The organism is Grimontia kaedaensis (genome assembly GCF_023746615.1).
GTDB classification, from domain to species: Bacteria; Pseudomonadota; Gammaproteobacteria; order Enterobacterales; family Vibrionaceae; genus Enterovibrio; species Enterovibrio kaedaensis.
Window position 1 is genome coordinate 217945 of sequence record NZ_CP082275.1, and the last position, 26556, is coordinate 244500.

General features: G+C 51.3%; 26 protein-coding genes. 14 read left to right on the forward strand and 12 right to left on the reverse strand.

All coding sequences use genetic code 11. From position 1 onward, the window contains the following. The first annotated feature begins 78 nt into the window (after positions 1-78). The 7 genes from K6Q96_RS01050 (at position 79) to K6Q96_RS01080 (ending at position 9931) form a co-directional block, all read left to right on the forward strand. Entirely contained in the window at positions 79-3414 is a 3336-nt protein-coding gene (locus K6Q96_RS01050; RefSeq protein WP_251877175.1) for a PAS domain S-box protein, read from the forward strand. Further along, complete coding sequence (locus tag K6Q96_RS01055; RefSeq protein ID WP_251877177.1) at positions 3404-4372, forward strand: response regulator; 969 nt, start codon at positions 3404-3406, stop codon at positions 4370-4372. Before K6Q96_RS01050 ends, K6Q96_RS01055 begins: the two co-directional genes overlap by 11 nt. A 79-nt stretch (positions 4373-4451) precedes the next feature. Beyond that, positions 4452-5030, forward strand: coding sequence for an aminodeoxychorismate/anthranilate synthase component II (locus K6Q96_RS01060; RefSeq protein ID WP_251879549.1), 579 nt, complete (start codon positions 4452-4454; stop codon positions 5028-5030). 324 nt (positions 5031-5354) lie between these two features. Beyond that, positions 5355-6572: an aspartate aminotransferase family protein gene (locus K6Q96_RS01065; protein ID WP_251877179.1), complete on the forward strand. Its 1218-nt coding sequence runs from the start codon at positions 5355-5357 to the stop codon at positions 6570-6572. A 44-nt stretch (positions 6573-6616) separates the two neighbouring features. After that, complete coding sequence (gene astA / locus K6Q96_RS01070; RefSeq protein ID WP_062667050.1) at positions 6617-7633, forward strand: arginine N-succinyltransferase; 1017 nt, start codon at positions 6617-6619, stop codon at positions 7631-7633. A 12-nt stretch (positions 7634-7645) separates the two neighbouring features. Beyond that, positions 7646-9103, forward strand: coding sequence for a succinylglutamate-semialdehyde dehydrogenase (astD, locus tag K6Q96_RS01075; RefSeq protein ID WP_251877181.1), 1458 nt, complete (start codon positions 7646-7648; stop codon positions 9101-9103). Between the two features lie 33 nt (positions 9104-9136). Beyond that, positions 9137-9931 carry a DUF1338 domain-containing protein gene (locus K6Q96_RS01080; RefSeq protein WP_251877182.1) on the forward strand — a complete coding sequence of 265 codons (795 nt, stop codon included), beginning with the start codon at positions 9137-9139 and terminating at the stop codon, positions 9929-9931. 24 nt (positions 9932-9955) lie between these two features. Here the strand turns inward: K6Q96_RS01080 and K6Q96_RS01085 are convergent, their stop codons facing one another. Further along, on the reverse strand, positions 9956-10150 hold the full coding sequence (locus K6Q96_RS01085) for a hypothetical protein (protein WP_251877184.1): 195 nt from the start codon (positions 10148-10150) through the stop codon (positions 9956-9958). Between the two features lie 165 nt (positions 10151-10315). Then, entirely contained in the window at positions 10316-10948 is a 633-nt protein-coding gene (gene crp / locus K6Q96_RS01090; RefSeq protein ID WP_002535199.1) for a cAMP-activated global transcriptional regulator CRP, read from the reverse strand. Positions 10949-11184: 236 nt separating this feature from the next. On the opposite strand from crp, the gene K6Q96_RS01095 reads away from it, so the two are divergent. Further along, positions 11185-11592, forward strand: a complete 408-nt coding sequence (locus K6Q96_RS01095; protein WP_251877186.1) for an OsmC family protein — start codon at positions 11185-11187, stop codon at positions 11590-11592. 61 nt (positions 11593-11653) lie between these two features. Here the strand turns inward: K6Q96_RS01095 and K6Q96_RS01100 are convergent, their stop codons facing one another. The 8 genes from K6Q96_RS01100 to K6Q96_RS01135 all read right to left on the reverse strand — a co-directional run bounded on the left by K6Q96_RS01100 (position 11654) and on the right by K6Q96_RS01135 (position 18835). Next, on the reverse strand, positions 11654-12250 hold the full coding sequence (locus K6Q96_RS01100; protein WP_251877187.1) for a DUF3501 family protein: 597 nt from the start codon (positions 12248-12250) through the stop codon (positions 11654-11656). Between the two features lie 15 nt (positions 12251-12265). Further along, a complete protein-coding gene (locus K6Q96_RS01105; RefSeq protein ID WP_251877189.1) occupies positions 12266-13591 on the reverse strand; it encodes a heterodisulfide reductase-related iron-sulfur binding cluster in 1326 nt (441 codons plus the stop codon). Positions 13592-13685: 94 nt separating this feature from the next. Further along, positions 13686-14105, reverse strand: a complete 420-nt coding sequence (locus K6Q96_RS01110; RefSeq protein WP_062667065.1) for a rubrerythrin family protein — start codon at positions 14103-14105, stop codon at positions 13686-13688. 168 nt (positions 14106-14273) lie between these two features. Continuing rightward, positions 14274-15143: a phosphoribulokinase gene (locus K6Q96_RS01115; RefSeq protein ID WP_251877191.1), complete on the reverse strand. Its 870-nt coding sequence runs from the start codon at positions 15141-15143 to the stop codon at positions 14274-14276. Positions 15144-15206: 63 nt separating this feature from the next. After that, positions 15207-15422: a YheU family protein gene (locus K6Q96_RS01120; protein WP_251877193.1), complete on the reverse strand. Its 216-nt coding sequence runs from the start codon at positions 15420-15422 to the stop codon at positions 15207-15209. 14 nt (positions 15423-15436) lie between these two features. After that, on the reverse strand, positions 15437-16414 hold the full coding sequence (locus K6Q96_RS01125) for a DUF3187 family protein (RefSeq protein WP_251877195.1): 978 nt from the start codon (positions 16412-16414) through the stop codon (positions 15437-15439). A 42-nt stretch (positions 16415-16456) separates the two neighbouring features. Next, a complete protein-coding gene (locus K6Q96_RS01130; RefSeq protein WP_251877197.1) occupies positions 16457-17443 on the reverse strand; it encodes a hydrolase in 987 nt (328 codons plus the stop codon). A 9-nt stretch (positions 17444-17452) separates the two neighbouring features. Beyond that, entirely contained in the window at positions 17453-18835 is a 1383-nt protein-coding gene (locus K6Q96_RS01135) for an aminotransferase-like domain-containing protein (RefSeq protein WP_251877198.1), read from the reverse strand. A 123-nt stretch (positions 18836-18958) separates the two neighbouring features. Here K6Q96_RS01135 and K6Q96_RS01140 point away from each other — a divergent pair, with 123 nt between their 5' ends. Next, positions 18959-19561: a LysE family translocator gene (locus tag K6Q96_RS01140; RefSeq protein ID WP_251877200.1), complete on the forward strand. Its 603-nt coding sequence runs from the start codon at positions 18959-18961 to the stop codon at positions 19559-19561. Here K6Q96_RS01140 and K6Q96_RS01145 read toward each other — a convergent pair. Then, positions 19558-20079 (reverse strand): TIGR02444 family protein, encoded by a 522-nt coding sequence (locus K6Q96_RS01145; protein WP_251877201.1) that lies wholly within the window; start codon positions 20077-20079, stop codon positions 19558-19560. The genes K6Q96_RS01140 and K6Q96_RS01145 overlap by 4 nt on opposite strands. After that, complete coding sequence (locus tag K6Q96_RS01150) at positions 20022-21944, reverse strand: ABC transporter ATP-binding protein (RefSeq protein ID WP_251877203.1); 1923 nt, start codon at positions 21942-21944, stop codon at positions 20022-20024. The genes K6Q96_RS01145 and K6Q96_RS01150 overlap by 58 nt, the downstream gene beginning before the upstream one ends. Before the next feature lie 270 nt (positions 21945-22214). On the opposite strand from K6Q96_RS01150, the gene kefG reads away from it, so the two are divergent. From kefG to K6Q96_RS01175, 5 genes are all read left to right on the forward strand, one after another. Then, a complete protein-coding gene (gene kefG, locus K6Q96_RS01155) occupies positions 22215-22778 on the forward strand; it encodes a glutathione-regulated potassium-efflux system ancillary protein KefG (protein ID WP_251877205.1) in 564 nt (187 codons plus the stop codon). Further along, positions 22778-24577 (forward strand): glutathione-regulated potassium-efflux system protein KefB, encoded by a 1800-nt coding sequence (gene kefB / locus K6Q96_RS01160; protein ID WP_251877207.1) that lies wholly within the window; start codon positions 22778-22780, stop codon positions 24575-24577. The genes kefG and kefB overlap by 1 nt, the downstream gene beginning before the upstream one ends. Before the next feature lie 26 nt (positions 24578-24603). Continuing rightward, positions 24604-24813, forward strand: a complete 210-nt coding sequence (locus K6Q96_RS01165) for a YheV family putative zinc ribbon protein (protein WP_251877209.1) — start codon at positions 24604-24606, stop codon at positions 24811-24813. A gap of 98 nt (positions 24814-24911) precedes the next feature. After that, positions 24912-25451: a peptidylprolyl isomerase gene (gene slyD / locus K6Q96_RS01170; RefSeq protein ID WP_251877211.1), complete on the forward strand. Its 540-nt coding sequence runs from the start codon at positions 24912-24914 to the stop codon at positions 25449-25451. Positions 25452-25586: 135 nt separating this feature from the next. Then, a complete protein-coding gene (locus K6Q96_RS01175) occupies positions 25587-26552 on the forward strand; it encodes an isoaspartyl peptidase/L-asparaginase family protein (RefSeq protein ID WP_251877213.1) in 966 nt (321 codons plus the stop codon). The last annotated feature ends 4 nt before the right edge of the window (positions 26553-26556 follow it).

A 26556-nucleotide genomic window follows, 5' to 3' on the forward strand; every position in this document is an offset into this window, starting at 1 on the left:
GCTACGTGTCAGGCACCCGAGAAATTCCGGTTACCAGTGCACAGGTGAGGCATCACCATTTTGGCTTCGGAAGCTTTCATGTCGATCATTGAATCACTGTCGATGTTCCTTTTACCCGCGGCGAGCGAGCAATTACTGCCGACGGGGTATATTGATCCCTGGCTGCAATTATTGGCGGCCATGGCAGCCTTTATTGCTGCCGCCATGACATTTATTCATCGTCCGCTGGAAGAGCAAAAGCTGCCTTGGCTAAAGGTATCTACAGTTCCGGTGAATGCACTCACGCTAACGGTCAGTATGTCTTTGGTGCATGTGGCGAATGTCACTGCCAGCCCGACCTATCAATCCCTCGGCTTCCAGCCCTCATTGCTCTATCTGCCATTGTTACTGACATTCGCGCTGAATTTCTCTGCCTTAAGGATGATTGCGTTCGGCAAAAACAGTCCATTTCGACTTTTAATGGCTTCCGGACTCATCATGACTGCGCTGGTGCTGCAAAACTTACTTGCCTTCACCGGCGTCAATCTCGCCTCTATCTCCCAATTGGACGCAGCCATCTACAGTTTTGCTGCGGTGATAGCAGGGTTTCTCGTCACCGTGGCGATATGGAACCGCTTTGCTGCGGTGAAAACGGGGTTCTGGGACAGGAACCTGACGGCGGGCCTTTTGAGTGGCGCAAGCTTTACCGTGGCGTCGCTAGTTATGGCGCTGGCGTCGACTGATGCTGTGGTGTTGTCTCGCCAGCCTATTCGCAACGAAGCCGTGTTGTTTACCATCCTAGATGTGGTGTTGGTACAGGCATTTCTGGCTATGTTCGTTGTTGTTTTCAATCAATTGGCGAACGCTTGGCTTTGCAGTCATGCAGAAGCGCGCTTACATAGCGAGCGTGAAGAGCAACTGACGTCTATTCTCCAGACGGCAACTGAAGCCATCATTGCTATCGATCGAAAGGGCAACATTACTTACTTCAACCACTCTGCAGAGCGGATTTTCGGCTGGCATACATCTGAAGTGCTAGGTAAGAACGTGCGCATGTTGGTGACAGATGAACATCAACATCGCCACGACATGTATATCCACAATTATCTTGAACGGCGTGTGGATTCTGCTGTGGTTGGGACAGTGCGTGAAGTCATGGCAAAGCGGCGTGATGGGTCACAACTCCCGGTCAGATTGTCTATCGGCCACCACGAATCGCAGGGACAGCATGAGTTTGTTGCCGTAATTTCAGATATTTCAGAGCAGCGGAGTATGGCTTGGGCACTGCGCGAAAATGCCAAACAGTACCGCGCGCTGGTATCCAATCTGCCTTGTATGGCGTTCAGGGAGATGACAGGGGCGACGCGGCATATCGTTTATATCAGCGATGCGGCGAAGCCGCTGACAGGTTACAGTGCTTCTATCCTGACGGGAGAAAATGGTGTTTCTCATTTTGTCGATCGTATCCACCAAAGCGACACTGCAAGCTATCGTAAAGTGCGTGAGCTGGCTTCGCGCCGCAACGGCAAATATGACTGTGAGTACCGATTCCTGACCCGTAATGATGAGCAGAAATGGTTCTGGGAAATCGGACATAGCTACCGTGCGGAAGACGGCAGCACTTGGATTGATGGTGTCATCATCGATGTCACCGAGAAGCACGAAGCCGAAGAAGAGTTTGAGGAAAAGCTGCGACTTGCCGAGAAAGCAACCCAGTCTAAGGCCTCTTTTCTAGCCAACATGAGCTATGAATTCCGCTCGCCGATGAACTCTATTCTTGGGTTAACGGAAGTGTTGATTGAAGAAGCAGCCAGTCCTGCGCATCGCCATCACTTGGAAGTGATCCGCGAGTCTGGCAATAGCCTGCTGAAACTCATCAACGATATTCTTGATACATCAAAACTAGAAAGCCAATCCTTGCCGCTCGACATTGCCGATTTCTCGTTGGTGCAGCTTTGTCGGCAGATTGAATTTATTGCCCGCGAGACAGTGCAAGCCCGTGACCTTCACGTCAGCCTCTATTACAACGATGCGCTTTGGGAGCACTATGTTGGTGACTCGCGTCGTATCAAACAGCTGCTGCAAAACCTGATGCGAAGTGCACTGACGAAAACTGAAAAAGGTAATGTGGCGCTTCATGTGTTACCCACCAATGATGTGGTGAGATTTGCGGTAGCAAGCTATGCGCACAATCAGAAAGCAGCTAAGGAAGATGAAGCGGTAAATACCGGGCAGACGCTCTCCGCCACACTGGTGACACAACTTATCGAATTGATGGGCGGCCATCTCTGGTTTGATGGCGAATCAATTCATGGCTCCGTGGTATATGCCGATCTGCCACTCATTCCCGCGCAAAGTTCCTCCAGAATGGGTGATGAGTCAGCCGTGAACTTTGCGCTTCCTTCCCTGGAAGTTCTGGTCATCGATGATGTGCAACGCAACCAACAGGAGCTTCGTGACATGCTGCTGAGACAAGGGGTGAAAGTGCTGACTTTTACTGATCTTGAGTCAGCCGAAGACGTGCTGAAAACTCAGCCCGTGGATTTGGTGTTCCTGGATGCCTATCTCAGTGACGAGCACTATCCCACACCGCAAACCTTGCGCAGTTGGGCGATCGTGTGCCGGGAAGAGCCGCTCAAGGTTGTCGCGATGAAACTGGCCGTCGATCCGACCACTGACAACCAGTGGCAGACGCTGGGCTTTGACTTCTCGATTGATAAACCATTTATCAGCAGTGATGTGTTCGTCATGCTGGCGAAATGCTGCGGCGGGGACTCTGCTGATAACATCGCAGTACTTAGTCCTCCCAATGAGGATGTTGACTTGTTTGATGATGCCTGGGCACTCCAGCACTGGCCAACGACCGACATCCTTCTGAGTGTTATCCGCGAATTTCATTCTACCTACAACGATCTGCCGGACACTATCCGTCACTTACTGAAGGAGCAGCCTGAGGCACTGGAACCTTTGCTGAAACAGGCAAAAGAGGCTGCCAAATGTATCGGCTTCCCGGCTGTTGAACTGCGGATAGCAAAGCTACTGGGCTGTGTGGAAGCGGGGGACGTGGTGAAAGCGGAGTCCAAACTCGAGCTGCTGCGACACACGCTGGAAGAAACGTTTGATCGGGCTCTGGCTTATCTGGGTGTCAGGGCACATGAACTGGAAGACGATTCCTTAGTCGGCAAAATGCCGCAAGAACTGTTTGAACGCAAAACCGAAATGTTCGTCAGCAAGCTCGCAGAAGGGCAGTATGACGACGAGCTATACAAAGAACTGGTGCCAATGATGGCGGGATTTGTCTCTCCACCCTTGCTGTCACAGTTTGTGGCATCTATTGAAAGCTTTGAGCTGGATGAGGCATACCGTTTGATTCTGGCAGTGACAGAACAGATGCCGATGTCACAGAACACGGGAGTACAAGGCTATGGCGTATAAAGTGCTTGTGGTCGATGATGAACCGAGCAATCTGCATGTGATGCGAACCATCCTGCAGGATCAATACACGCTGATCTTCGCTAAAAGTGGCGAGAGGGCCATTGAGCTAGCGATGCAACAACGCCCGGATTTGATTCTTCTGGATATCATGATGCCGGGAATGAACGGTTATGAAGTTTGTCGTGTGCTTAAGAATGAAAAGACGGTTAGCCATATTCCTATCATTATCGTGTCGGCGCTGGATGAATACCAAAGCGAAGTGGAAGGGCTAAAAAGCGGCGCGGCAGACTTTCTGATCAAGCCAGTTTCACCCGAGTTGGTGAAAAGCCGTGTTGCCAATCTGCTCGGTGAGGCGCGAGCCACCATCATGCGCGAAAACTATCAGCTGGTGATTAATCAGATCGCCGCAGTAGCCGCACTTCACAATAACTATGTGGAAATCACTGCGCCTCGTATTGCCAAATTTTGTGAATGGTTGGCTGTGAAATATGGTCTCACCAAATCCAAAGCAGAGGATATTGGCCTAGCTTACCCTCTCTGCCAGATTGGCGAGCTTTGGGACGATGGCGGCAACAACACGACAGCAGAAAGTCGGAGTTTGCTGCTGCTATCAGAGGCCACCAAAGGTTTTGCCTGTGTCGCTGCGACCTTGTTGACGTACAAGAACACCCGATGGGATGGCTCGGGGTTTCCTGAAGTGGAAGCCGAAAAAATCCCGGAAGAGTGCCGGGTTGTAACCGTGGCAGAAGCAATCGACATAGAAATCGAGGCTTTGGAAGGCAGTGTGTCTGAACGTGTGAAAACGGCAATATCGACGCTCTCACAAGAGGCTGGAACACTGGCTGACCCAAGGCTTATTCATATTCTCGATGAGAACAGTGAAGAGCTATGTCGACTCTATTTCGACTGGCTTGCCTCGCCCTGGCCGACGCCTATTCTTCCTATCAACGAGTTCTGATGCAGTGCGAATAAGCCTGTGTTAGCATTTGCGCCCAGTCCCGCTGATGTTTGGCGGGCAGGACGTGATGGGAACGACTGTGCTGCTGATTATTGATAACTACGACTCTTTTACTTACAACCTGTATCAGTACTTTTGTCAGTTGGGTGTCGAAGTGGAAGTTCACCGCAATGACGCTATCACCCTGGCCGATATCGAAGCCTTGGCACCCTCACACTTGGTCATTTCGCCTGGCCCTTGCACGCCAGATGACGCCGGCATCTCCCTTCAGGCCATTGAATACTTTGCCGGAAAACTGCCGATTCTTGGTGTGTGTCTGGGGCATCAGGCGCTTGCTCAGGTGTTTGGTGGCAAGGTCATTCGCGCCAAACAAGTGATGCACGGCAAAACCAGCCCTGTGGTTCACCGCGATTGCGGTGTGTTCCAGTCGCTCAATAATCCGCTAACCGTGACGCGTTATCATTCCCTGGTCGTGGAAGCCAACTCGCTGCCGGACTGTTTTGAAATCACTGCGTGGACGGAAGTGGATGGTGGTTTCGATGAAATCATGGGGATACGCCACAAAACCCTCGACCTTGAGGGCGTGCAGTTCCATCCGGAGAGTATATTGACTGAGCAAGGCCATCAACTGCTGCAAAACTTCCTTACCCGCAATTGATGACAACCTAAGATTTCAACCTTCCGAGTCTGTGTTGAAAGCCGATCATCATCACTCTTTTTACATTTTTGTTTCGTCGTTTTCCTGCCATTAACAGTGAAACCTTATTCACTCCCTTCGTGCCATCTCTCGTTTATTTCCCAACAGGAAAGACAGTCTTACCGCTTGTTCTATTAATCATTTACCCTTCTTCACGCATAAATATGGCACTTGTGTGAATTTCCCATAGTTTATTGCGCTAGATTATAAAATTTTCTGCTATTGATGCGGTTAATGAAATGTAAATACTATGCTTATAGCAGAATCGACAGAAGGATATGAGCGATGACAGCCGAACATAAAGTAGAACGTAAACTGTTCGATGAAGTGATGGTGCCATGTTATGCACCCATGAATATGATCCCGGACAGAGGCAAGGGCGCTCGTATTTGGGATCAGGACGATCGTGAATACATCGATTTTGCCGGTGGTATCGCCGTAAGTTGTTTGGGTCATTGCCACCCAGTGATGGTAGATGCACTGAAAGCTCAGGCTGAAAAGCTCTGGCACCTGAGCAATGTTATGACCAACGCTCCAGCATTGCGCTTGGCGAAAAAGCTGACTGAAGTGAGTTTTGCTGATCGTGTTTTCTTTGCTAACTCTGGTGCAGAAGCGAACGAAGCAGCGCTGAAACTGGCACGCCGCTGGGCAGTAGACGTCCACGGCCCAGAGAAGAGCGAAATTATCGCCTTTACCCAAGGTTTCCACGGCCGTACTTTCTTCACCGTCACCGTGGGTGGTCAAGCTGCATACTCCGATGGCTTCGGACCAAAACCGGGCAACGTCACCCATCTGCCTTACAACGATTTGGATGCACTGGCTGCAGCCATGTCTGACAAAACCTGCGCCATCATGATGGAACCACTGCAAGGTGAAGGCGGTATTGTTACTCCTGACCCAGCTTTCGTTCAAGGCGTTCGAGAGCTGTGTGACAAGCACAATGCTCTGCTGATTTTCGATGAAGTTCAGACAGGTAATGGCCGTACAGGCACTTTCTACGCGTATGAGCAAACTGGCGTAACGCCAGACATCCTGAGCACGGCGAAATCGCTGGGCGGTGGTATCCCAATCGGTGCCATGCTGACCACTGAAAAACTGGCTGCTCACATGAAAGTTGGTACCCATGGCTCCACTTACGGTGGTAACCCGCTGGCGTCTGCGGTAGCAGAAGCGGTGGTGAACGAGGTGAGCAAGCCGGAAGTATTGGCAGGCGTGAAAGAGCGCGAAGGATGGTTCCGTGAAGGGCTGGAAGCACTGAATGCCAAATACAATATGTTCAGCGAAATTCGCGGCAAAGGCCTGCTGATTGGTGCCGCTCTCAACGAAGAGTGGAAAGGGCGTGCCCGCGATGTACTGCTGGCTGCTGGCGAAGAAGGTTTGCTGTTACTGGTTGCTGGTACCAACGTGGTACGTATGACTCCATCACTGGTTATCACAAAAGAAGAAGTAGAAGAAGGTCTCGCGCGACTGGATCGCGCACTGGCAAAACTGACGGCGGCGTGATCGCCCGAGGTCTTGACCCACCCATCGCATCAGGAGGAAGTAAGATGCTGGTAATTCGCCCAATCAGAGAAACGGATTTTGACGCACTCATGCTATGTGCTGAGGAATCCGGACATGGTTTCACTTCTCTGCCAGTGGATGAAACACTGATCAAAGGTCGCATTGACCATTCTGTAGAGAGTTTCGCCCGTAACGCGCAAGCACCGGGTATGGAAGGCTACCTCATGGTAGCGGAGGACACCGAAACTGGCGAAGTGGCAGGCACTACCGGCATTGAAGCTGCCATCGGGTTGGACAATCCGTTTTACAGCTATCACATCAGCAAAATCGTCCACCATTCACGTCGTCTGGATGTGCATAACGTGGTGGAAGTCCTGACCTTCGGGAACAACTACACGGGTGCGACGGAAATTTGCACCCTGTTCCTGCGCCCGGAGTTCCGTCAGGGACTGAACGGTAAATTGCTGTCTAAATGCCGCTTCCTGATGCTGGCCCAGTTCCCGGAAAAATTCTCCGACGTCATTTTCGCAGAAATGCGCGGTGTATCCGATGAAGATGGAAACTCGCCATTCTGGGCTTGGCTTAAAGAGCATTTCTTCTCGATTGATTTCACCTTGGCAGACTACCTGACAGGAACGGGCCAGAAAGGCTTCATCGCTGATCTGATGCCTAAGCTGCCAATCTACGTGAGTCTATTGAGTGAAGAAGCGCGTGAAGTGATTGGACAGGTGCATGAGAAAACCCGTCCGGCACTTCGCCTTCTGGAAAAAGAAGGTTTCACTTGCCGTGGCTATGTCGACATTTTCGATGCTGGCCCAACGGTAGAGTGCCTTCGCCAGAACATAGATTCTATTCGTCGGTCATTCACCGCAAGAGTGAAGATCGCCGAGCACAGCAGCGCACAGGATTATTTGATCTGTAACAGTGACTTTGAAAACTTCCGCGCCACTGCAACCAAGGTTGGTGTCGATGAAGAGCGCAATGAAGTGCTCATCAGCAAGGAAGTGGCAGAAGCGCTGTTTGTACAAGATGGAGATACCGTGCGTCTGGTGTCGGTTTAGGAGAGACGATCAATGACACAATGGATTGAGAACAAAGCCATTGAGGGTAAGGGCGACGCGTTCGAATCGCTCAACCCATTTAACAGCGAAGCGGTCTGGTCCGGCAAAGCGGCCACGCCTGAGCAAGTGGAAGCGGCGGTTGATGCCGCGCGTTGTGCGTTTATTAGCTGGAAAAAAACGCCGTTTACCGAGCGCCAGGCGCTGGTGGAGCGTTTCGCGGAAAAAGTAAAAGAAAATAGCGAGCATATTGCGAAAGTGATCGCCGAAGAAACGGGTAAACCGCTTTGGGAAACCCGCACAGAAGCGGCGGCCATGGTCGGAAAAATCGGTATCTCTTTGCGTGCCTATCAGGAACGTACTGGTGAACGGGCAAAAGACGTAGCGGGCACACAAGCGGTGCTGCGTCATCGCCCGCTGGGTGTGATGGCGGTATTTGGCCCATATAACTTCCCTGGGCACTTGCCGAATGGTCACATTGTTCCAGCATTGCTAGCGGGTAACACTGTGGTGTTCAAACCATCAGACCTAACCCCGAAAACGGCCGAAGAAACCCTCAAGCTATGGATTGAAGCGGGTTTACCTGAGGGTGTGATCAACATGGTTCAGGGTGGTCGTGAAACTGGTGAAGCGCTGGCGCAATCAAAAGGCATTGATGGCCTGCTGTTTACCGGCAGTGCCAATACTGGCCATATCCTTCACCGCCAGTTTGCGGGTCAGCCGGGCAAAATGCTGGCGCTTGAAATGGGCGGCAACAACCCCATGGTGATTTCCAATGACTACGGCGAAGTAGATGCCACGGCATACACCATCATCCAGTCAGCCTTTATCAGCGCAGGTCAACGTTGTACCTGTGCCCGTCGACTCTATGTACCTAAGGGTGACAAGGGCGATGCCTTGCTTTCCCGTTTGGTCGCGATGACCAAGAATATCCGTGTCGGTGGTCAGTTCGATGAGCCAGCACCGTTTATGGGCGCGCAGATTTCTATTCGCGCCGCAGAAGGCATTCTGGCTGCGCAGGCGAATCTGGAATCTCTGGGTGGCGAATCGCTGCTAAAAGCAGAGTTGTTGCACGATGCTGTCGTGTCTCCAGGCATCATTGAAGTGAGCAAAATTGCAGATCTTCCAGATGAAGAATACTTCGGCCCACTGCTTCAGGTGGTTCGTTATGATTCGCTGGAACAGGCCGTCGAGCTTGCTAATGACACCCGCTACGGATTGTCCGCAGGCCTGGTGTCCACGGATGATGCGGAGTGGGATTACTTCCTCGACCACATCCGCGCGGGCATCGTGAATCGTAACCGACAGCTGACGGGAGCCAGCGGTGATGCACCGTTTGGTGGTCCTGGTGCGTCAGGCAATCTTCGTCCAAGCGCTTACTATGCTGCTGACTACTGTGCTTACCCGATGGCATCTATGGAAGGTGAAGACGTTTCACTACCCGCACAGTTGAGCCCTGGGCTCTCGCTTTAATATTCCGTAATCACAAGCATTCAGGAGGATGTGATGGAACGCGTTCAGGCTTTATTCGACGGACTTTGGAAAGATTACACTGCACGTCTGTGTCCTTCGGCTGCGAAGGTGCATCACTTGCTGGAAGAGGGGACACCGCTACTGAATGACCATATTGCGCTGCGTACGTTTGCGCTGCCAAAAGTGGGCCTAGACAGATTGGCAGCCCCTTTCATTGCCTTAGGCTACGAGCCAAAGGGTGAGTACGAATTCAAAGCCAAAAAGCTGTTTGCGCGCCATTTTGAACATCCTAACCCTGATGCGCCCAAAGTCTTCATCAGTGAGCTGTTGGTGGGGCAATGTTCATCTGAACTTCAACTGGCTGTCCGCTCGCTGGTGGACCAGGTCGATGAGGATGCCTTGAATGATCCTGCTTTTCTGTACGGTGGTCGCCTGTGGGATATCGACTTTGATACCTATAAGAAACTGGCCGATGAAAGTGAATATGCAGGATGGCTGTCAGCACACGGGTTTGGTGCTAACCACTTTACAGTCAGTGTGAATCAGCTGAGCACGCTCGACACAGTAAAAGGTGTGAATGACCTTCTGCGTCAGTCAGGCTTTGCCATTAACGAGTCTGGTGGAGAAGTGAAGGGTAGCCCTGAAGTGTGCCTTGAGCAGTCTTCGACCATGGCTGACAAAGTGAGTGTGGTTTTCAGCGATGGCGAACAAAGCATCCCTGGTGGCTTCTACGAATTCGCCAAGCGTTACCCGTTGTCAGATGGTTTGCTCTACCAAGGTTTTGTCGAAGCGTCAGCAGATAAGATCTTCGAAAGTACCGATCAGTAAACGCGTCAGATGTTGTGAGCCAGCCTAGGAAGTCAGTGAGGTTGGCCACTCATCGTTCGAAGATGTATCAAAACGGCCCCTGTCTTCGCCTAGCATACGCTGAATATGATAGTGGGACGGGTCGCTGAATCCGGTCATTTCGATGCTGAGATGCCCCGGTGTGACGGAAATTGGCGGCTGTTGCGTTGATGGTGAAAAGTGTTGGATTTCCATGTCCATGCCGATGTTCCTCAATACAGCAAATGCATGCGAATGCATACATGGCTTGCATTGAAAACTAGCACCGAATGATGACATTCGCAGGAAAATCGCTGTGATTTTGATCACACTGCAAACAAAAAAGCCACCGAATAAGCGGTGGCTTTCATTTTAAGCAAAGCGCTCTTAGCGAGTACCGTATACCACGATGGTTTTACCGTGTGCAGAAATCAGGTTCTGCTCTTCTAGCATCTTCAGGATGCGGCCAACGGTTTCACGTGAACAGCCAACGATTTGACCGATTTCCTGACGGGTGATCTTGATTTGCATGCCGTCTGGGTGGGTCATTGCATCTGGTTGTTTTGCTAGGTTCAGCAGTGTCTGAGCGATGCGACCGGTTACGTCCAGGAACGCCAAGTCACCGACTTTCTGGCTGGTCACTTGCAGACGGCGAGCCATCTGAGATGACAAGCGCATAAGGATGTCTGGGTTAACTTGGATCAGCTGGCGGAATTTCTTGAATGAGATTTCTGCAACTTCACATGGAGATTTTGCGCGAACCCAAGCGGTACGCTCCTGATCTTCCTCAAATAGGCCCAGTTCGCCAATGAAGTCGCCCTGGTTGAGGTAAGAGAGGATCATCTCTTTGCCTTCTTCATCCTTGATCAGTACTGCCACAGAGCCTTTCACGATGTAGTACAGCGTTTCTGCTTTCTCACCCGCGTGGATAAGAGTACTTTTCGAAGGGTACTTATGAATGTGGCAGTGTGAAAGGAACCACTCTAGTGTTGGGTCTGTTTGAGGTTTTCCTGGAACCATATATCTCATTTCCTCTGCAGTTGTTGCCTGATGAGTCTTCCTTAGCCCACCGTCCTGCGGCACAAGTCCGTCGGATAGCATAAAGTGTCGGCAGTCAGGCTACAAGCTCTCTGTTTGAGTCATTGAGTTTATCCTTTTTCCAGCACGATTTCTTGATTTTGATATGGACTTAAGCCCCTATTAAAGGCTAAAAATGTGGATAAGATCACGACACTGAAAGTAATTGGAGGTAAGAAATGCAAGCAAGCGTCAAGTGGTGTGGAAACGAGACCTTCCTCGGGCTCTCAAATTCCGGCCATAGCATTGTGATGGATGGAAACGGTGGTGCAAATGCCCCAAGCCCAATGGAAATGGTGCTGATGGGCGCGGGCGGATGTAGTTCTGTCGACGTCGTTGCAGCACTAAAAGAAAATGCAGAGCAGGTGATTTCCTGTGTGGCTGAGCTAAGTGCTGAACGCCGTGAGCAAGCACCAAAGCTGTTTACCAAAATCAATATTCACTTTGTCGTGACAGGTAAAGCGCTTGATGAGAGCCGGGTAGCCTCTGCGGTGAAAGACAGTCTCGAGAAATACTGCTCTGTTTGCTTGATGCTCGGAGCGGGGGTGGAAATGATCCACTCTTACGAGATCATTGAAAACGCATAATCTTCTGGTGCTGACTATTGCTCCTGATGATGAATGAGCGAAGGAGGGGAAATCCCCTCCTTTAGTTTATCGGCGGTGTATCTAGATCCTCAGACAGTTCGGTTCGCACATCATCAGCGACATTGACCTCTATAGTGAGAGCAGAATGATCTGCGCCTGCAGTCAATGTTTCGCCACGTTTGAGGGCACTGATCATGGACGGAGTGAGCTCGAATCGCATAAAGTGCACACTCGAGGTTTTTTCGTCATTGTCACGCTCAAGATCCTCATCACAGATAGGATAAACCTTCGCGTCGTTGCCGACTCTCAGCCACACTTTATTCTCCACGCCAATGAGCTTGGCGAGTTCTACTTTCCTGATGTCAGGGTCAGCATACTCAATCATCATGGTGGCTTTCAGGTTGCAGCCATCAGGGATCAGCGGGTTGTAGGCATCCAATTCTTCTGCAATGCCCTCTGGCTCGAAGATGCGCTCAATGCGCAGCATTTCCTGAATTTGGTATTGGATGGTTTGACGGTTTTCAAAAATCAGCCTTGCATGATCCCCAAGCTTCACGAAGCGGTGTTTTTTGTGCTCCATGATTTGGTGGCGGAATTGGGCGCGTGCGCGGGCGTAATCCTCTAGCGTCATCAGGTCGTCTGCAGTCAGTTTTTCCATGGTTATCGCTCCCTGTTAAAGGCCATAGGCCTTCCTCAATAAGGTCATCGGGTGTATTGGCTTATCCACCTCTGCCAGTTTGGCAATGTGTGCGCCAGCCATCGGGCAGTCACTGGCAAAGTAGTCGGCATTGGCTTGCTTCACTTTCTTTGCCACGGGACGACCAATTTTCACCGCCTTATCATGCGTTTCCACTTTCACAGCGTAAGTACCGTCGTGCCCCGAGCAGCGTTGCTCCGGTGCCACCTGAGTGCCGGGCACCAAACGGAGCAGCTCTGCGGTTTTCAAACCAATGTTTTGCACCCGCAGGTGACAGGCAACGTGGTAGCTGATGTCACCGAGCGGGGTATCAAATTCTGTGCTGAGCTTGCCTGCCTTGTGGCGAAGCATCAGGTATTCGAAGGGGTCATAGAAAGCATCGCGGACTTTAGCGACACCCGGGTCATCGGGAAACAAGAGCGGAAGCTCCTGTTTGAACATCAGCACGCAGGATGGCACTGGGGCGATAAGGTCGAACCCTTTTTCAACCATTGCAAGAAGCTGCGGAATATTTTCTTCTTTGGCGCGCTGAACACTTTCCAAGTCGCCCAGTTCCATTTTAGGCATGCCGCAGCAACGTTCTTTACCGACCCCTTCGATATGGATGTCGTTTTTCTGGAAGACTTTGTAGAAATCCTCACCGAGTTCTGGGCTGTTGTAATTGCCATAACAGGTGGTGAACATAGCCACCTTCCCTGTGGTTTCACCTGCTGGTTCCGCCGTGATGGTTTTCGCCATTGGGGCAACGCGTTTACGCATGGTTTTACTGTCGTATGTCGGCACGATGGCGTCTTTGTGCACACCAGCCTTTTCAAGCACGCTGCGAAATGCGCTGTTTTTGTTCATCGCGTTCACGGTGACATCCACAATGGGAATGGTTGCCATACCACCTACCAAATCTGTGCTGGAAAGTAGCTTGTCCCTCATTGAGGCCCCTTGTTCACGAAATTTTACTGCTTTGGCGCGCAGCATCAGATGTGGGAAGTCGATTTCCCACTCGTGCGGCGGGACGTAAGGGCATTTGGTCATGTAGCACATGTCACAGAGGTAGCATTGATCTGCGACCTTTTGATAATCCTTTTTATCAACCCCATCGACTTCGAAGGTTTCAGATTCGTCGATAAGGTCAAACAGAGTAGGGAAGGAATCGCAAAGACTGACACAGCGACGGCAGCCGTGGCAAACATCGAAGACGCGTTCCATTTCTGCTTCGAGCTTTTCGCGATCGTAGAAGTCTGGGGATTGCCACTCAATAGCGTGGCGGGTTGGGGCTTCAATGCCTCCTTCGCGTTTTTCTTTCATGACGTGTCCCTGTTACTGACTCTGCCAAAATGTCTGGCATTAACGGATACGCCTGCCGCGTTGAGTAAGGGCGGAAAACCGCCCTTGGAAGCGGCTAGCTGTCGAGGTTATCGAGTGCTTTCTGGAAGCGGTTGGCGTGGCTGCGCTCTGCTTTCGCTAGCGTTTCAAACCAGTCCGCGATCTCATCGAAACCCTCGTCGCGCGCCGTAGCGGCCATACCCGGATACATATCGGTGTATTCATGGGTTTCACCAGCAATCGACGCTTTAAGGTTTTCTACGGTGTTACCCATAGGTAAACCTGTGGCAGGGTCGCCCACTTCCTCCAGGTATTCCAGATGGCCGTGTGCGTGGCCTGTTTCACCTTCGGCAGTTGAGCGAAAAACGGCAGCGACATCGTTGTAGCCTTCAATGTCTGCTTTTGATGCGAAATAGAGATAACGACGGTTTGCCTGACTTTCACCGGCAAAGGCGTCTTTGAGGTTTTGCTCGGTTTTGGTTCCTTTCAGTGACATGGCTCTGTCCTCTTTTATGACATTGTCTTGCTTCCGCTGATTAAAAAATAACCAGCAAGACTAAGTTAAGGACAGGATATATGTTCGGTCTAATGGATAAAAACGTAATCCGCAATAGATTTTATCGATGGCAGATCACGTTTAAACATGGTATTCGGCACGGGAGTGTTAGCTGATTTTGCCCGTTTCAATGAGTTGCTGGATAAGCGGACGGATAATCAGCTCCATGGCGAAACTCATCTTGCCGCCGGGTACCACAAGCGTGTTATGGCGAGACATAAAAGAGCCTTGGATCATCGACAGCAGGTAAGGGAAGTCGACTTTCTTGATGCCACGAAAGCGGATTACTACGAAGCTCTCGTCTAAGCTTGGAATACCTTTAGCGTTCAGCGGATTCGACGTATCTACCGTCGGGACACGCTGGAAGTTGATGTGGGTTCGGCTGAACTGCGGAGTGATGTAGTTCAGGTAGTCGTCCATCGAACGGACAATGGAATCCATTACCGCTTCGCGGGAGTGACCACGGTCTCGTGTATCTCGGACAAACTTCTGGATCCACTCCAGGTTCACAATTGGCACCATGCCGATCAGCAGATCGACGTGTTGGGCGACGTTAATCTCGCCTTCTACCACACCGCCGTGCAGCCCCTCATAGAACATGAGATCGGTGTTCTCGGGCAAATCCTGCCATGCTGTAAAGGTACCCGGCATTTGGTTGTAAGGTACGGCTTCGTCAAAGGTATGAAGATAACGGCGGAATTGCCCCGTACCTTCCTCGCCGTATTCCTTGAAGAAAGATTCGAGCCTTGGGAAGTCGTTGGCAGTTGGGCCGAAGTAACTGATGTGACGGCCCTGTTCTTTGGCTTTACGGATTTCCACGTCCATTTCAGGACGGGTATATCGGTGAAAACTGTCACCTTCCACCCAGGCAGCGCTGATCTTCATCATGTTGAAAATCTTACGGAATGCGTCTGAAGTGGTGGTAGTCCCTGCGCCGGACGAACCGGTGACTGCAATAATGGGGTGTTTTGCAGACATGACAAACCCTGTCAATTTAGAAAGATGGCAACAGTTAACAGGGTCTCGGTGACTTGGTCAAGCTTAGGTAAGCGATCGCACAGGTTTGATATCCACCGTTTCGTGCAGCTCAGAAAACACCACCACGGCTTCTTTGTTTTTGAGCAGGTTGTAGACCTGTTCCACCTTTTCCTCAAAGCTTGCTTCCTGCTCGCCGTAATCTGTCCCTTCGCGCAGCACAAAGTGCTCAACCAGGTTTCTCAGGGTCTCTTCTGGGATCTCTTGCCAGGGAACGATCATGGTGGCTTTACCTACTACAAAAAACGGTGCCGGAAGGTGGCGTTAAACACGATATCTGTGCTGTTATCGTGATTGAACATATTCTCTAGAGCTACCAATTCTATCGCACTGTTGCCAAAAAGGTAGCGATAACCCAGCGCAAACTCGTGCACCAAGGCATTGAGTTCACCCAGCCCTGCACTATCCCCTTTTCCCTGTGATATCAGGTATTCTCCGATCAGTTCGTGGTGCTCAAACCACTGATATTGATAGCTGACCCCAGCGCTGACACCCCAAGGTTTGATATCGATGAAGTGCTGCTGTTTGTCAGGGCGGTGAACGAGGGAAATCATGGCGGTCAGTCTGTGCTTTTCCCTTTGGTAGCCATAGTTGATTTGGACTGATTGCTCGAAAGAGGTATTGGCAAACACACCATGGCTCACGCGGTTGAAGAAAAGGGTGACGCCAGCGCTGACTGCGTGGTGCATCGATTGATACAGGATTTGCTCGCCATAAAGGTTTATGGCACTGACGATTGGGTCGCCAACGAAATCTGCGATTGGTTCATCCATGGTATCGGGGATATGAATATAGAACCTGTCTTCATCAACCTCTGTCCGGCCATTTTGGTCAATGCCAAAAATACTGTGGAATTTTTCCGTAAGGCCATCCAATCGGTTGTTGGCAGCGTAGCGGTATTGCAGCCAAACCCCGACTCTATTTTCTTCATCCAACGCGTGAATAAAACCGGCCATAAATTGGTTGTGATAGTAGTCAAACTGGTATTCCGGAGTGTTTGCCCACACGCTGCCGATGGTCGCTGAGGTAAAGAGCTCCGTTTGTCCCACTGTTGACTGAAACGGGTCCTGTAGGATAGGGGTTAACCCGGTGATTTGCAGTGGCGCTTGGCTTTGGGCAATCAAGGGCCCAAAGCGCAAAGAGTCTGAATTATCTGCTTGCACAGTGAATGGCAGCCACCAAAGTAGCATAAAAGCAGTGCGAGATATTGCCATTGTCCACCTCTCTCTCCCTGCGTTTTTGGTGTTATTGCGCCTTCATTCAACGTCGATGTGCAGGGCTAACCAGCGTGGCACCTCTGTTTCCAACCAGAAGTCTGGTGAGTTCAAGGTGCCGGAGACAAATCCGACGTGACCGCCATATTCGGTCAGGTGATAATCAATGTTGTCCGGTAGCGGCGCTTGGGGGATCACCGCTTCCGTCATAAAGGGATCATCTTTAGCATGGATCACTTTGAGCGGAGTCGCAATTTCCTGCAACACACCTAAACCACTGCATTGGCGATAATAATCCTCAGCATCGCTGAACCCATGCAATGGTGCTGTGACGGTTTGGTCGAACTGATAGAGGTTCGATATCGCCACTTTCTCCCCGCTTTTCCAGTGCCCGATTTGCGGGTGACGGGCAAGCTTGTTACCGAGGGTGCGGTTCATTGAGCGAAGCAGATACGCTTGATAGACGCGGGAAAACCCCTGGCGAATGCGACTTGAACATGCTGACAAATCCAAAGGTGGGCTGATGACGCATCCGGCTTGAATGATGGGATCGTCTTTAAACTCTGCCAGATAGCGCACCAGCATATTGCCACCGAGGGAAACACCAGTTGCGACTTTGGTATTCTCAGGAAACCGTTGCTCGAGGTGCTCAAGGAAGAAGCGGGCATCGCCCGTTTCACCTGAGTGATAGCTGCGTGACATTTTGTTCAGCGAGCCGCTGCAACCGCGAAAGTGCATTAAAACGCCAACCCAACCTTGCTGTTTGAAGGCGTTGAGCAAGCCGTTGGCATAAGGGCTATAAAAGCACCCAGCAAGGCCGTGAAACAGCACCACAATAGGTTTGTCACCAATGGCGGTGGGGTCTTGCGTCCAGCTGATATCCAGAAAGTCCCCATCCGGCGTTTCAAGACGTTGCCAGACTGGTTCAAAGACCGCTTTTCTGCGCAAAATGCGCGGAAGCAGGGTTTGAACATGTGGATTCTTACCGCCTTTCATCGGCACGAAAGGCTTGCTTGCTGTTTGTTCCATTTCTATCTCTTACAACGCAAATTCAGTCAGTGGTGGGTTGCTCAACAGCTTGGCCAGCTTTTCGCAGCCCTGTTCAAGTAACTCACGACTAGTTGGGGCGCTCACAGCAATTCGTACCGTAGGCGGCGCGGAATATCCCGCGGGTACAAAAAGCTCAGATGATTTCAGTTCGAGTCCTTCCGCTTTGCTCGCGGCCAGAAACTCGCTTAGCGACCAAGCTTCGGGCAATGTCAGCCAGCCGTGAAACGCGTTGGGGTGGTAACGCATCGACTCAGTACCAAGATAGCGGGTAACGATCTCCCACCGTGTTTCCATTTCAGTACGAATGGTTTCGAGGATCTGGTTTGCTGAGCCATTCTCCAAAAGGATCGCCGCCATGGCGGTTAATAGCGGGCTGATCATCCAGCTGTGGTTTTGCAGCGCGTTAACGAAATGGGGATAGAAACGCTCCGGCAGATGCAGGAAACCAAGACGAAGACCTGGCGCCAGCGTCTTCGCCAGCCCACCAATATATATCACATTGTCAGGCGCCAGATTGACCATCGGCGAAGGCCGTTCGCGGGGAAGAAGGCCATTGATGTCATCTTCCACGATCATCAATTGCTGTTGTTCACATACCTCGATGAGTGCATGTCGGCGCGCTTCACTCATGGTCGCTGTCGTCGGGTTTTGTAGGGTTGGCGTGAGGTACACCAATCTCGCCTGATATTGCTGGCAGGCTGCGCTCAGTGATTCTGGCAACATGCCTTCTTCATCCATCTCTACGGGCTTCACCGTGAGTTGCAGCTGTCTGGCAAGACTGAGTAAACCGGGGTACGTGAACTTGTCGGTGAGGATGGTATCGCCAGCTCGACAAAGGGTCATCAGGCAAAGCTGCATGGCATTTTGTGCGCCCGAGCAGAACAGCAAGCGCGACGGATCGGTGTTCACCTGATGCCCATTCAACCAGTCGGCCAGAATTTCACGGTGACGCACAATGCCGGAAGGCGGTTGATACAACATCAGACTATTGAGTTCCTGCGGGTGGGCGGCAAGTTGCTCCAATGCCTCTGCGAAGAGATCAGCACGGTTAATGCTTGGCGGCACGTTGTAGCCAAAGCTCAATGCATCCTGTCGTTCAGGGTCGGAAAACGACCACAGTGGGCGGTTGTTCTCGCAAATGTAGGTACCGGCACCGACTTTGGCTTCGACAATGCCTCGCCGCTCCGCTTCTGCATAGGCGCGGGTGACTGTTCCTACCGTGACAGACAACGCATCCGCCAGTGCGCGGTGGGTCGGCAGTTTTGTTCCCGGTGCCAGTTCTTTGCTATCCACTTTATCCGCAATGGCATCGGCTATTTGCCGATACATAGGAGCGCCGGACTTCTCCAATGCAATATTGATGATTGTCATGGTGACAATAAACCTTTTGATCTGATTTTTGATCCTTGTTAGCGTTAATTTTGAACAACTAATAGGTCAATTTCAATTTTTAGCCTGAATTGTATCGATACAATGTGAGCAGGGAGACAATTCATGATGGAAGTATCTTTTTTGGCGACGCTGGCGCTTTTTGCTGCGACCATGACAGGCACGCCAGGTCCAAACAACATGATGCTGACAGCGTCGGGAGCGAACTTTGGATTCAGGCGCACTGTGCCTCATCTTGTTGGTATTTCTCTTGGTGTTGCATCTTTAATTGGCGTGGTTGCAGCAGGGCTGGGGGCGGTGTTTCAAATTTACCCATGGGTGCAAGAGGGGATGAAGCTGCTGGCGAGCGCTTATCTGCTTTATCTGGCATGGCGCATTGCCAAAGCGGGGGCACCTTCAAAAGATGCTTCGGCAGATCGTAGGCCGATGACTTTAATAGAGGGTGCCTTGTTCCAATATGTGAATCCTAAAGCATGGGCTATGTCAGTCAGCGCAGTGGGTACTTTTACTTTGTCAGGCGGGGATTATTGGCTGTCGGCAGCAGTGATTGTAATGACGTTTCTGGTGGTGGGCTTATCTCTGACATCAATTTGGGCCGGATTCGGCGTCTGGATTGGCAAGGTACTTTCGACAGACAAGAGCTGGGTAGTGTTTAACCGGGTGATGGGCACGCTGACGGCTTCCTGTCTGATCTTTATCTGGGGCTAGCGCTGATCGATGACGTTCAAGCCTCTCATGAGTGCTGGGTAAAGATAGTGTGCGTCACTGTCCAGTTGCGAGCAGTACATCTCCAATGATGAAGAGGCGTTTTCCTGCCAAGTTTGCTGGTTAATACAGGCAAGCAATTCCTGCTGCTGGAACTTTTCTAATGTCAGCTCGTAGTTAAGCATTTTCTGGTAAGCCCCGCGTGAAAGCTGCGGCTTGAGGTCACGTCGCATCAATCGATAGCGGGTGAGTAGGGTTTCTGATTGGACTAATGATTGGCGAAGTTGAGCGAGTGATGAGGCCGAAAGAGAAAACCCGGCATCTTCCAGCCAGGCCAACAGCAGAGCGAGGTTCACATTGCCTTTGAACTGATCCTGAAGTTTCAGGCAGGCGTGTTTGACCTCTTGCTGTCCGTAATGATACAGACAAAATTGCCACAGCCCATCGGCTGTGGCTTGCTGTTTTAGCGGCCTTGGAATTCCGCTTCCATTTGCTCCAGTTTTTCCTGAAGATCCATCCATTCCAGTTCGACCTCTTCGAGCGATGATTTCGCGTCTGCCTGCTGGCGCAGCAATTCGGTAAGTTTCTCTTTGTTGGACGCTTCATAAATAGAAGGTTCCGCCAGTTGAGATTCTACTTCAGCAATTGTTGCAGAATACTTTTCGAGTTTTGTATCCAGTGTGTCAATTTTCTTGCGGATAGGCGCGGTCTGTTTGCGAAATTCTGCTTCCAGACGTTTTTGTTCTTTACGGGCTGCTTGAGTATTTGTACCTGCAGGTTTGGCGTTTTCTGCCTGTTCCTGACGACGCTCGGAGCGCTGCAGTTCATTCAGCCATTGATGGTAATCATTCAGGTCGCCATTGAAAGGCTCAACCTTACGGTCATGCACCAGATACAGATCGTCAGTAGTTGCGCGCAGCAGATATCTGTCGTGGCTCACGATAACCATGGCACCTTCAAACGATTGCAGCGCCATGGTCAGTGCGGCGCGCATGTCCAGATCAAGGTGGTTGGTGGGCTCATCCAGCAGCAAGAGGTTCGGCTTTTGCCAGACAATCAATGCCAGCACCAAACGCGCTTTTTCACCACCAGAGAAAGGGGCAATCACATCCAGCGCTTTGTCACCATGGAAGCCAAAGCTGCCGAGGTAATCGCGAAGCTGTTGCTCTGTCGCTTCCGGTGCCAGACGCATCATGTGCTGAATGGCCGTTTCATCATCACGCAGCGTTTCCAACTGGTGCTGGGCAAAGTAACCAATCTTCACACCCTGAGAATAGCGCAGCTCACCAGCCTGCGCGGGCACTGTGCCGGAAAGCAGTTTGATCAGCGTTGATTTACCTGCGCCGTTACGGCCAAGCAGACCAATTCGGCTGCCCGGAACCAGATTGAGGAAGATTTTTTCCAGAATCATGGTGTCGCCGTAGCCCGCGCACACCTCTTCCATCATCAGAATGGGATTCGGCAGGGCAGACGGCTCACGGAATTCGAAACTGAATGGGTTATCAAATTGAGCAGGTAGCATTTTTTCCATGCGCTCAAGCGCTTTAATCCGGCTCTGAGCCTGACGGGCTTTACTGGCCTTATAGCGGAAGCGGTCAATGTAAGATTGCATGTGTGCCATTTGCTTTTGCTGCTTCTGATACATTGCCTGTTGCAGGATCAGCTTTTCTGCGCGCATGGTTTCGAAGGCTGAGTAATTCCCCGTGTACTCGTTCAGCAGGTCGTTGTCGATATGGATGATGCGGTTAACCACTGGATCAAGGAAATCGCGGTCATGGGAAATGAGTACCAGTGTACCGCGGTAGTTTTGCAGCCACTTTTCTAGCCACATCACGGCATCCAAATCCAAGTGGTTGGTCGGTTCGTCGAGCAACAATAAGTCTGAGCGACAAAGCAGTGCCTGTGCGAGGTTCAGACGCATACGCCAACCACCGGAGAACTGGGTGAGGTTCCAGCTCATCTGATCCTGACGAAAGCCAAGACCATCCAGCAACTCTGCCGCGCGGGCGCGAATGCTGTAGCCGCCGACGGCATCAATTTTGTCATGAAGGGTGGCGACCTTGTGCCCATCGTCCGCTTCTTCGGCAGCACGAAGGGCCTGTTCCAGCGTGCGGTATTCACGGTCTCCATCAATCACATATTCAATCGCTTCGCGTTCCAGCGCCGGGGTTTCCTGGGCCACCCATGCCATTTGCCAGCCGCTTGGGAAGTTACAACTGCCCGCATCAAGGGACAGTTCCCCTTTCAGCAACGCAAACAGGGTCGATTTACCACAGCCGTTTTTACCGACCAGACCGACTTTGTCGCCTGGGTGGATAGTGGCAGACGCATTGTTAAGCAGAGGTTTGCCACCACGAAGTAGCTGAATATCAGAAATAGTGATCATGACTCTTGGCGGCTCCGGCCGCGGGAATGTGGGGTCGAAAAACTGGCGCTGTTATATCACACGACGACGATTTACTTAAGAGAGGCGCAAAAATGGACCACGGCAGAGCGGTGAAATACGGGACGATTTACCGTATGGTTGAAGGATGACGTCAAAGCCGCAGAGTTGGCAGTTTTGTGTCATGATAAAAAGATTATAAAAAATATTATGTTACCTCTTCGCTCTACCACACATTGGGCGTTGGAAAGCTTAAAAGGATTTTGCTGCCAAATGGGAACCCCGACAACGTCGTTATTTAAATCGAAAGTGCTGGTGGTCTTTGCTCACCCAGACCCGCACGAGTCTGTTGCCAACAAACGGATGATTCAGGCTGCCCGTCAATTTGACCATGTCAAAGTACACGACCTGTATGCGGCCTATCCTGACTTTATTATTGATGTTCACCATGAACGTGAACTTCTTTTAGAACACGATGTGATTGTGTTCCAACACCCACTTCAAATGTATTCCTGTCCCTCGCTCCTCAAAGAGTGGATTGATGTGGTACTTGGCAAAGGTTTCGCGCACGGTGGTGGTAATGCGCTGGCTGGGAAAATTTGCCGCTTTGTTATCACCACTGGCGGTGCAGCGGAAGCATTCAGCCAAACTGGTTACAACAAATACAGTATGGAAGAGCTACTGCAGCCGTTTGAGCTGACCGCGCTCCTTTGTCAGATGCGTTGGGTCGATCCGCTTGTGCTTCACTGGGCGCGCCGCGTGACCGATGAGGACAGGGAAGCTCACGCCGAACTTTACGCCGACTGGCTCTGTCATCCTGTGTCGGAGGTGGTGTAATGGGACATAACTACCTTCTAGACGCTCTGATTTTTCTTGCCGCTGCTGTGGTAGCGGTTCCTCTTGCCCAGCGCCTTGGTATTGGCTCTGTGCTGGGGTATCTGATCGGCGGCGTGGTGATTGGCCCTTGGGGACTTGGCCTTATCACAGATGTGGAAGCGATTCTGCACTTTGCCGAGCTTGGGGTTGTACTTCTGCTGTTCCTTATTGGTCTAGAACTGAATCCAAAGAAGCTGTTGCAGATGCGAAGGCCGATCCTTGGTTTGGGTGGGTCACAGGTCTTTATAAGCACCGTGGTGATCGCCCTTATTGCCTATTCCTGGGGCGTCGGTCACGTTGATGCTTTGGTTGTTGGGATGGGCCTGGCGCTTTCATCAACGGCCATCGCCATGCGGATTATCGAAGAACAGCGCCTGATGCGTAGCGAAGCAGGGCAATCAGGCTTTGCGGTTCTCTTGTTCCAAGATATTGCGGTCATACCCATGCTCGCGGTGCTTCCTGCGATGGCTGGTGGTGCGGGCGGTAGCTGGCTAGATGTGGGTATCATGCTGGGGGCGGTATTGGTGCTCTTGGTGGGGGGGCATTACCTGTTGCGCCCATTATTGCGTTGGGTGGTGCTCAGCCGCGTCAAAGAAATGTTTACTGTCACGGCTCTGATGCTGGTGATAGGTATTGCTATTGGTATGCAGTCACTCGGGCTGTCTATGGCGCTTGGTACTTTCCTTGCGGGTGTGCTGCTGGCGGAAAGTGAATACCGCCATGAGCTTGAAATCGCCATTGAACCTTTTAAAGGCCTGTTGCTTGGTCTCTTTTTTATCGCTGTAGGGATGGCGGTAGACCTTGGCTTATTGCTCAAATATCCGCTGGAAATTTTATCTGCGGTAGCGGCCTTGATTGGCGTAAAAGCCGCCATTATATATGGGTTAACCCGAGTCTTCGGTGGCAGCGAAAAATCCCGCAGTCACGTTGCTTTGTTACTCAGCCAAGGCGGGGAATTTGCGTTTGTATTGTTTACTGCAGCGCGAAGTGAAAACCTGCTGACGCCAGATCTCAATGCGTTCCTGCTGGTGGTAGTGAGTCTGTCTATGATGACGACGCCAATCTTACTGATGCTGCAATCCAAATGGTTTGCCCGCACCATAAATGCGGATGCTGAGATGCCAGCGGCGGAGCAATTTAATCATGAAGGCGCCCGAGTTATCATCACGGGCTTTGGCCGTTTTGGTCAGGTGGTGGGGCGACTACTGTTTGCCAATAAAATCAAGCTGACCATTCTTGAGCGGGACCCGTCCCAAATCGCCTTGCTCCGTAAGTTTGGGTACAAGGTGTATTACGGGGACGCGACCCAGCTTGATTTGTTAAGAGCGGCAGGCGCTGCAACGGCAGAAGCGATTATTGTCTGTGCGGATTCACCGGAAGAGGTGATGGAAATAGTAGAACTTTGCCAGCAACATTTCCCGAACCTTAAGGTGCTCGCGCGGGCACGCAGCCGTGTTGAGGCAAACCAGCTACTCGATCATGACGTGGTGGGCTTTTCCCGAGAAACTTTTTTAAGTGCGCTTGATTTAGGGAAACAAACATTGATCGCACTGGGCATGCACCCGTATAAAGCCAAACGCGCAGAGGCATTTTTCAGGAAACTGGATGAGATGCGATTACACGAAATGCAGCCCCACCACAGTGAAGATTCCATGGCTGCATCCCGGACCAAAGAGGCGCGAGTGGAGCTTGAAGAACTGTTTGACCTCGAAATGAAAGGGGATACCGAACGCCACCAGAGCTGGAACCGGGATAGTTAACAATAAGAACGAAGGCAAGGAAGTACATGGCCAAGAAACGATTTATCGCTGGCGCAACCTGTCCCTCATGCAGTGCAACGGACACGATGCGTTGGTGGCAAGAACATCACGTTGAGGTGGTGGAATGTGTGAAGTGCGGTCATACCGATAGGCGCTCACCGATGTCTGCGGAAGAGAAACAGCCTGTTGCGCAGCAGCAGGATGCTCAGGTTATAGGGATATTTAAACCGCAATAACGAATCCCATAGTCGAAGTCAGTTTATTTCTGTATTATCGGCGCCGAAATGAGCAGGTGTCGCTGTGTCGACACCCTTGAACCGCTTCCGGAGTTAAGATGAAAATCACTAAAGACGTGGTAGTAAGCATTGCTTACCAAGTGAAAAATGAAGACGGCATCGTGGTTGACGAATCAACCAAAGAAATGCCACTGCAGTACCTGCAAGGTCATAACAACCTGATCGTAGGTCTGGAAAATGCACTGGAAGGTCGGGAAGCTGGCGAATCCTTCGAGGTGACTGTTGCGCCGGAAGAAGCGTACGGCGAATACCTGGATGCAATGGTTCAGCGTGTACCTGCTGACGTTTTCCAGGGCGTTGACGAAATCGTTGTTGGTATGCGCTTCTTGGCGGATACCGACCAAGGTCCAATCCCAGTAGAAGTAACTGATGTTGACGGCGATGAAGTCGTGGTTGACGGTAACCACATGCTGGCTGGCCAAACCCTGACGTTCAATGTGGAAGTGGTTGAACTGCGTGCGGCGACAGAAGAAGAAATCGCACACGGTCACATTCACCAGTCTGGCGGTTGCTGTGGCAGCGAAGACAAAGGCGACGACCACGAATGTTGTGGCGGTGGTGGCTGCGGCTCTCACTAAGCCTAGACTTGCAGTTGTTCTTAGCTGCGAGGTCTGAAAAGAAAGCGCCAATCGATCAGTCGGTTGGCGCTTTTTTATTATGCAATTTCATATTAATCTCATCGGATATCCACTCTCACTTCGAAAGGAATCATCATGACCCGCCCCTTTTCTATCGCCATACACGGTGGTGCTGGCACCATTGACCGCCGTCTGATGACACCAGAGCTGGAAGCTGCTTATCGGAAAGCACTGGCTCAGTCAGTGATGGCAGGATACGCCGTGCTGGAACAGGGTGGATCGGCGGTTGATGCGACAGTCGCCGCTGTGACTGTGATGGAGGACAGTGAGCTTTTCAACGCAGGCAAAGGGTCGGTGCTTACCCATGAAGAAACCGTTGAGATGGACGCTTCTGTCATGGATGGTAGAAACCTTGAGGCTGGCGCGGTAACCCTGATTCGTCATATCAAAAACCCGGTACAACTTGCCCGTGATGTGATGCAAAAAAGCCCCCATGCGATGTTGGCAGGTGAGGGTGCAGAATCCTTTGCATTCAAAGAATGCAGCTACGAGTACGTCGAGCAGGATTACTTTTTCACAGATCGTCGCTACAACGAGTTGAAAATGATGAAAAAAACCGGCGGCGTCGCGCTATCCGAAGCCCGTTATCCGGATGAAAAGAAACATGGCACAGTCGGAGCGGTGGCGCTCGACCAAGAAGGCAACTTGGCCGCTTCAACCAGCACGGGCGGACTGACCAACAAGCGCTGGGGCAGAGTCGGTGACACACCGATCATTGGCGGAGGGAATTATGCCCGCAACGGTAATGTGGCGGTATCAGCAACCGGTATGGGCGAACTTCTCATGCGCTGCACGATTGCAGGCGATATTGCAGGGCGCATGCAATATGGCAACGCATCTATTGATCAAGCTTGCCGCGATGTGATTCACGGTGATTTCCTGAGCTTTGGCGGAGAAGGCGGTGTGATTGCCATTGATGCTGACGGACAGGTGAATTTCGAATTGAATTGTCCGGGCATGTATCGCGCGACGGTGAACGGGAAAGGAGAAGCGTTGGTGGCTATTTTTGCGGACGAAGAGCTTCAGGTCCTAGGATCCTAGGACC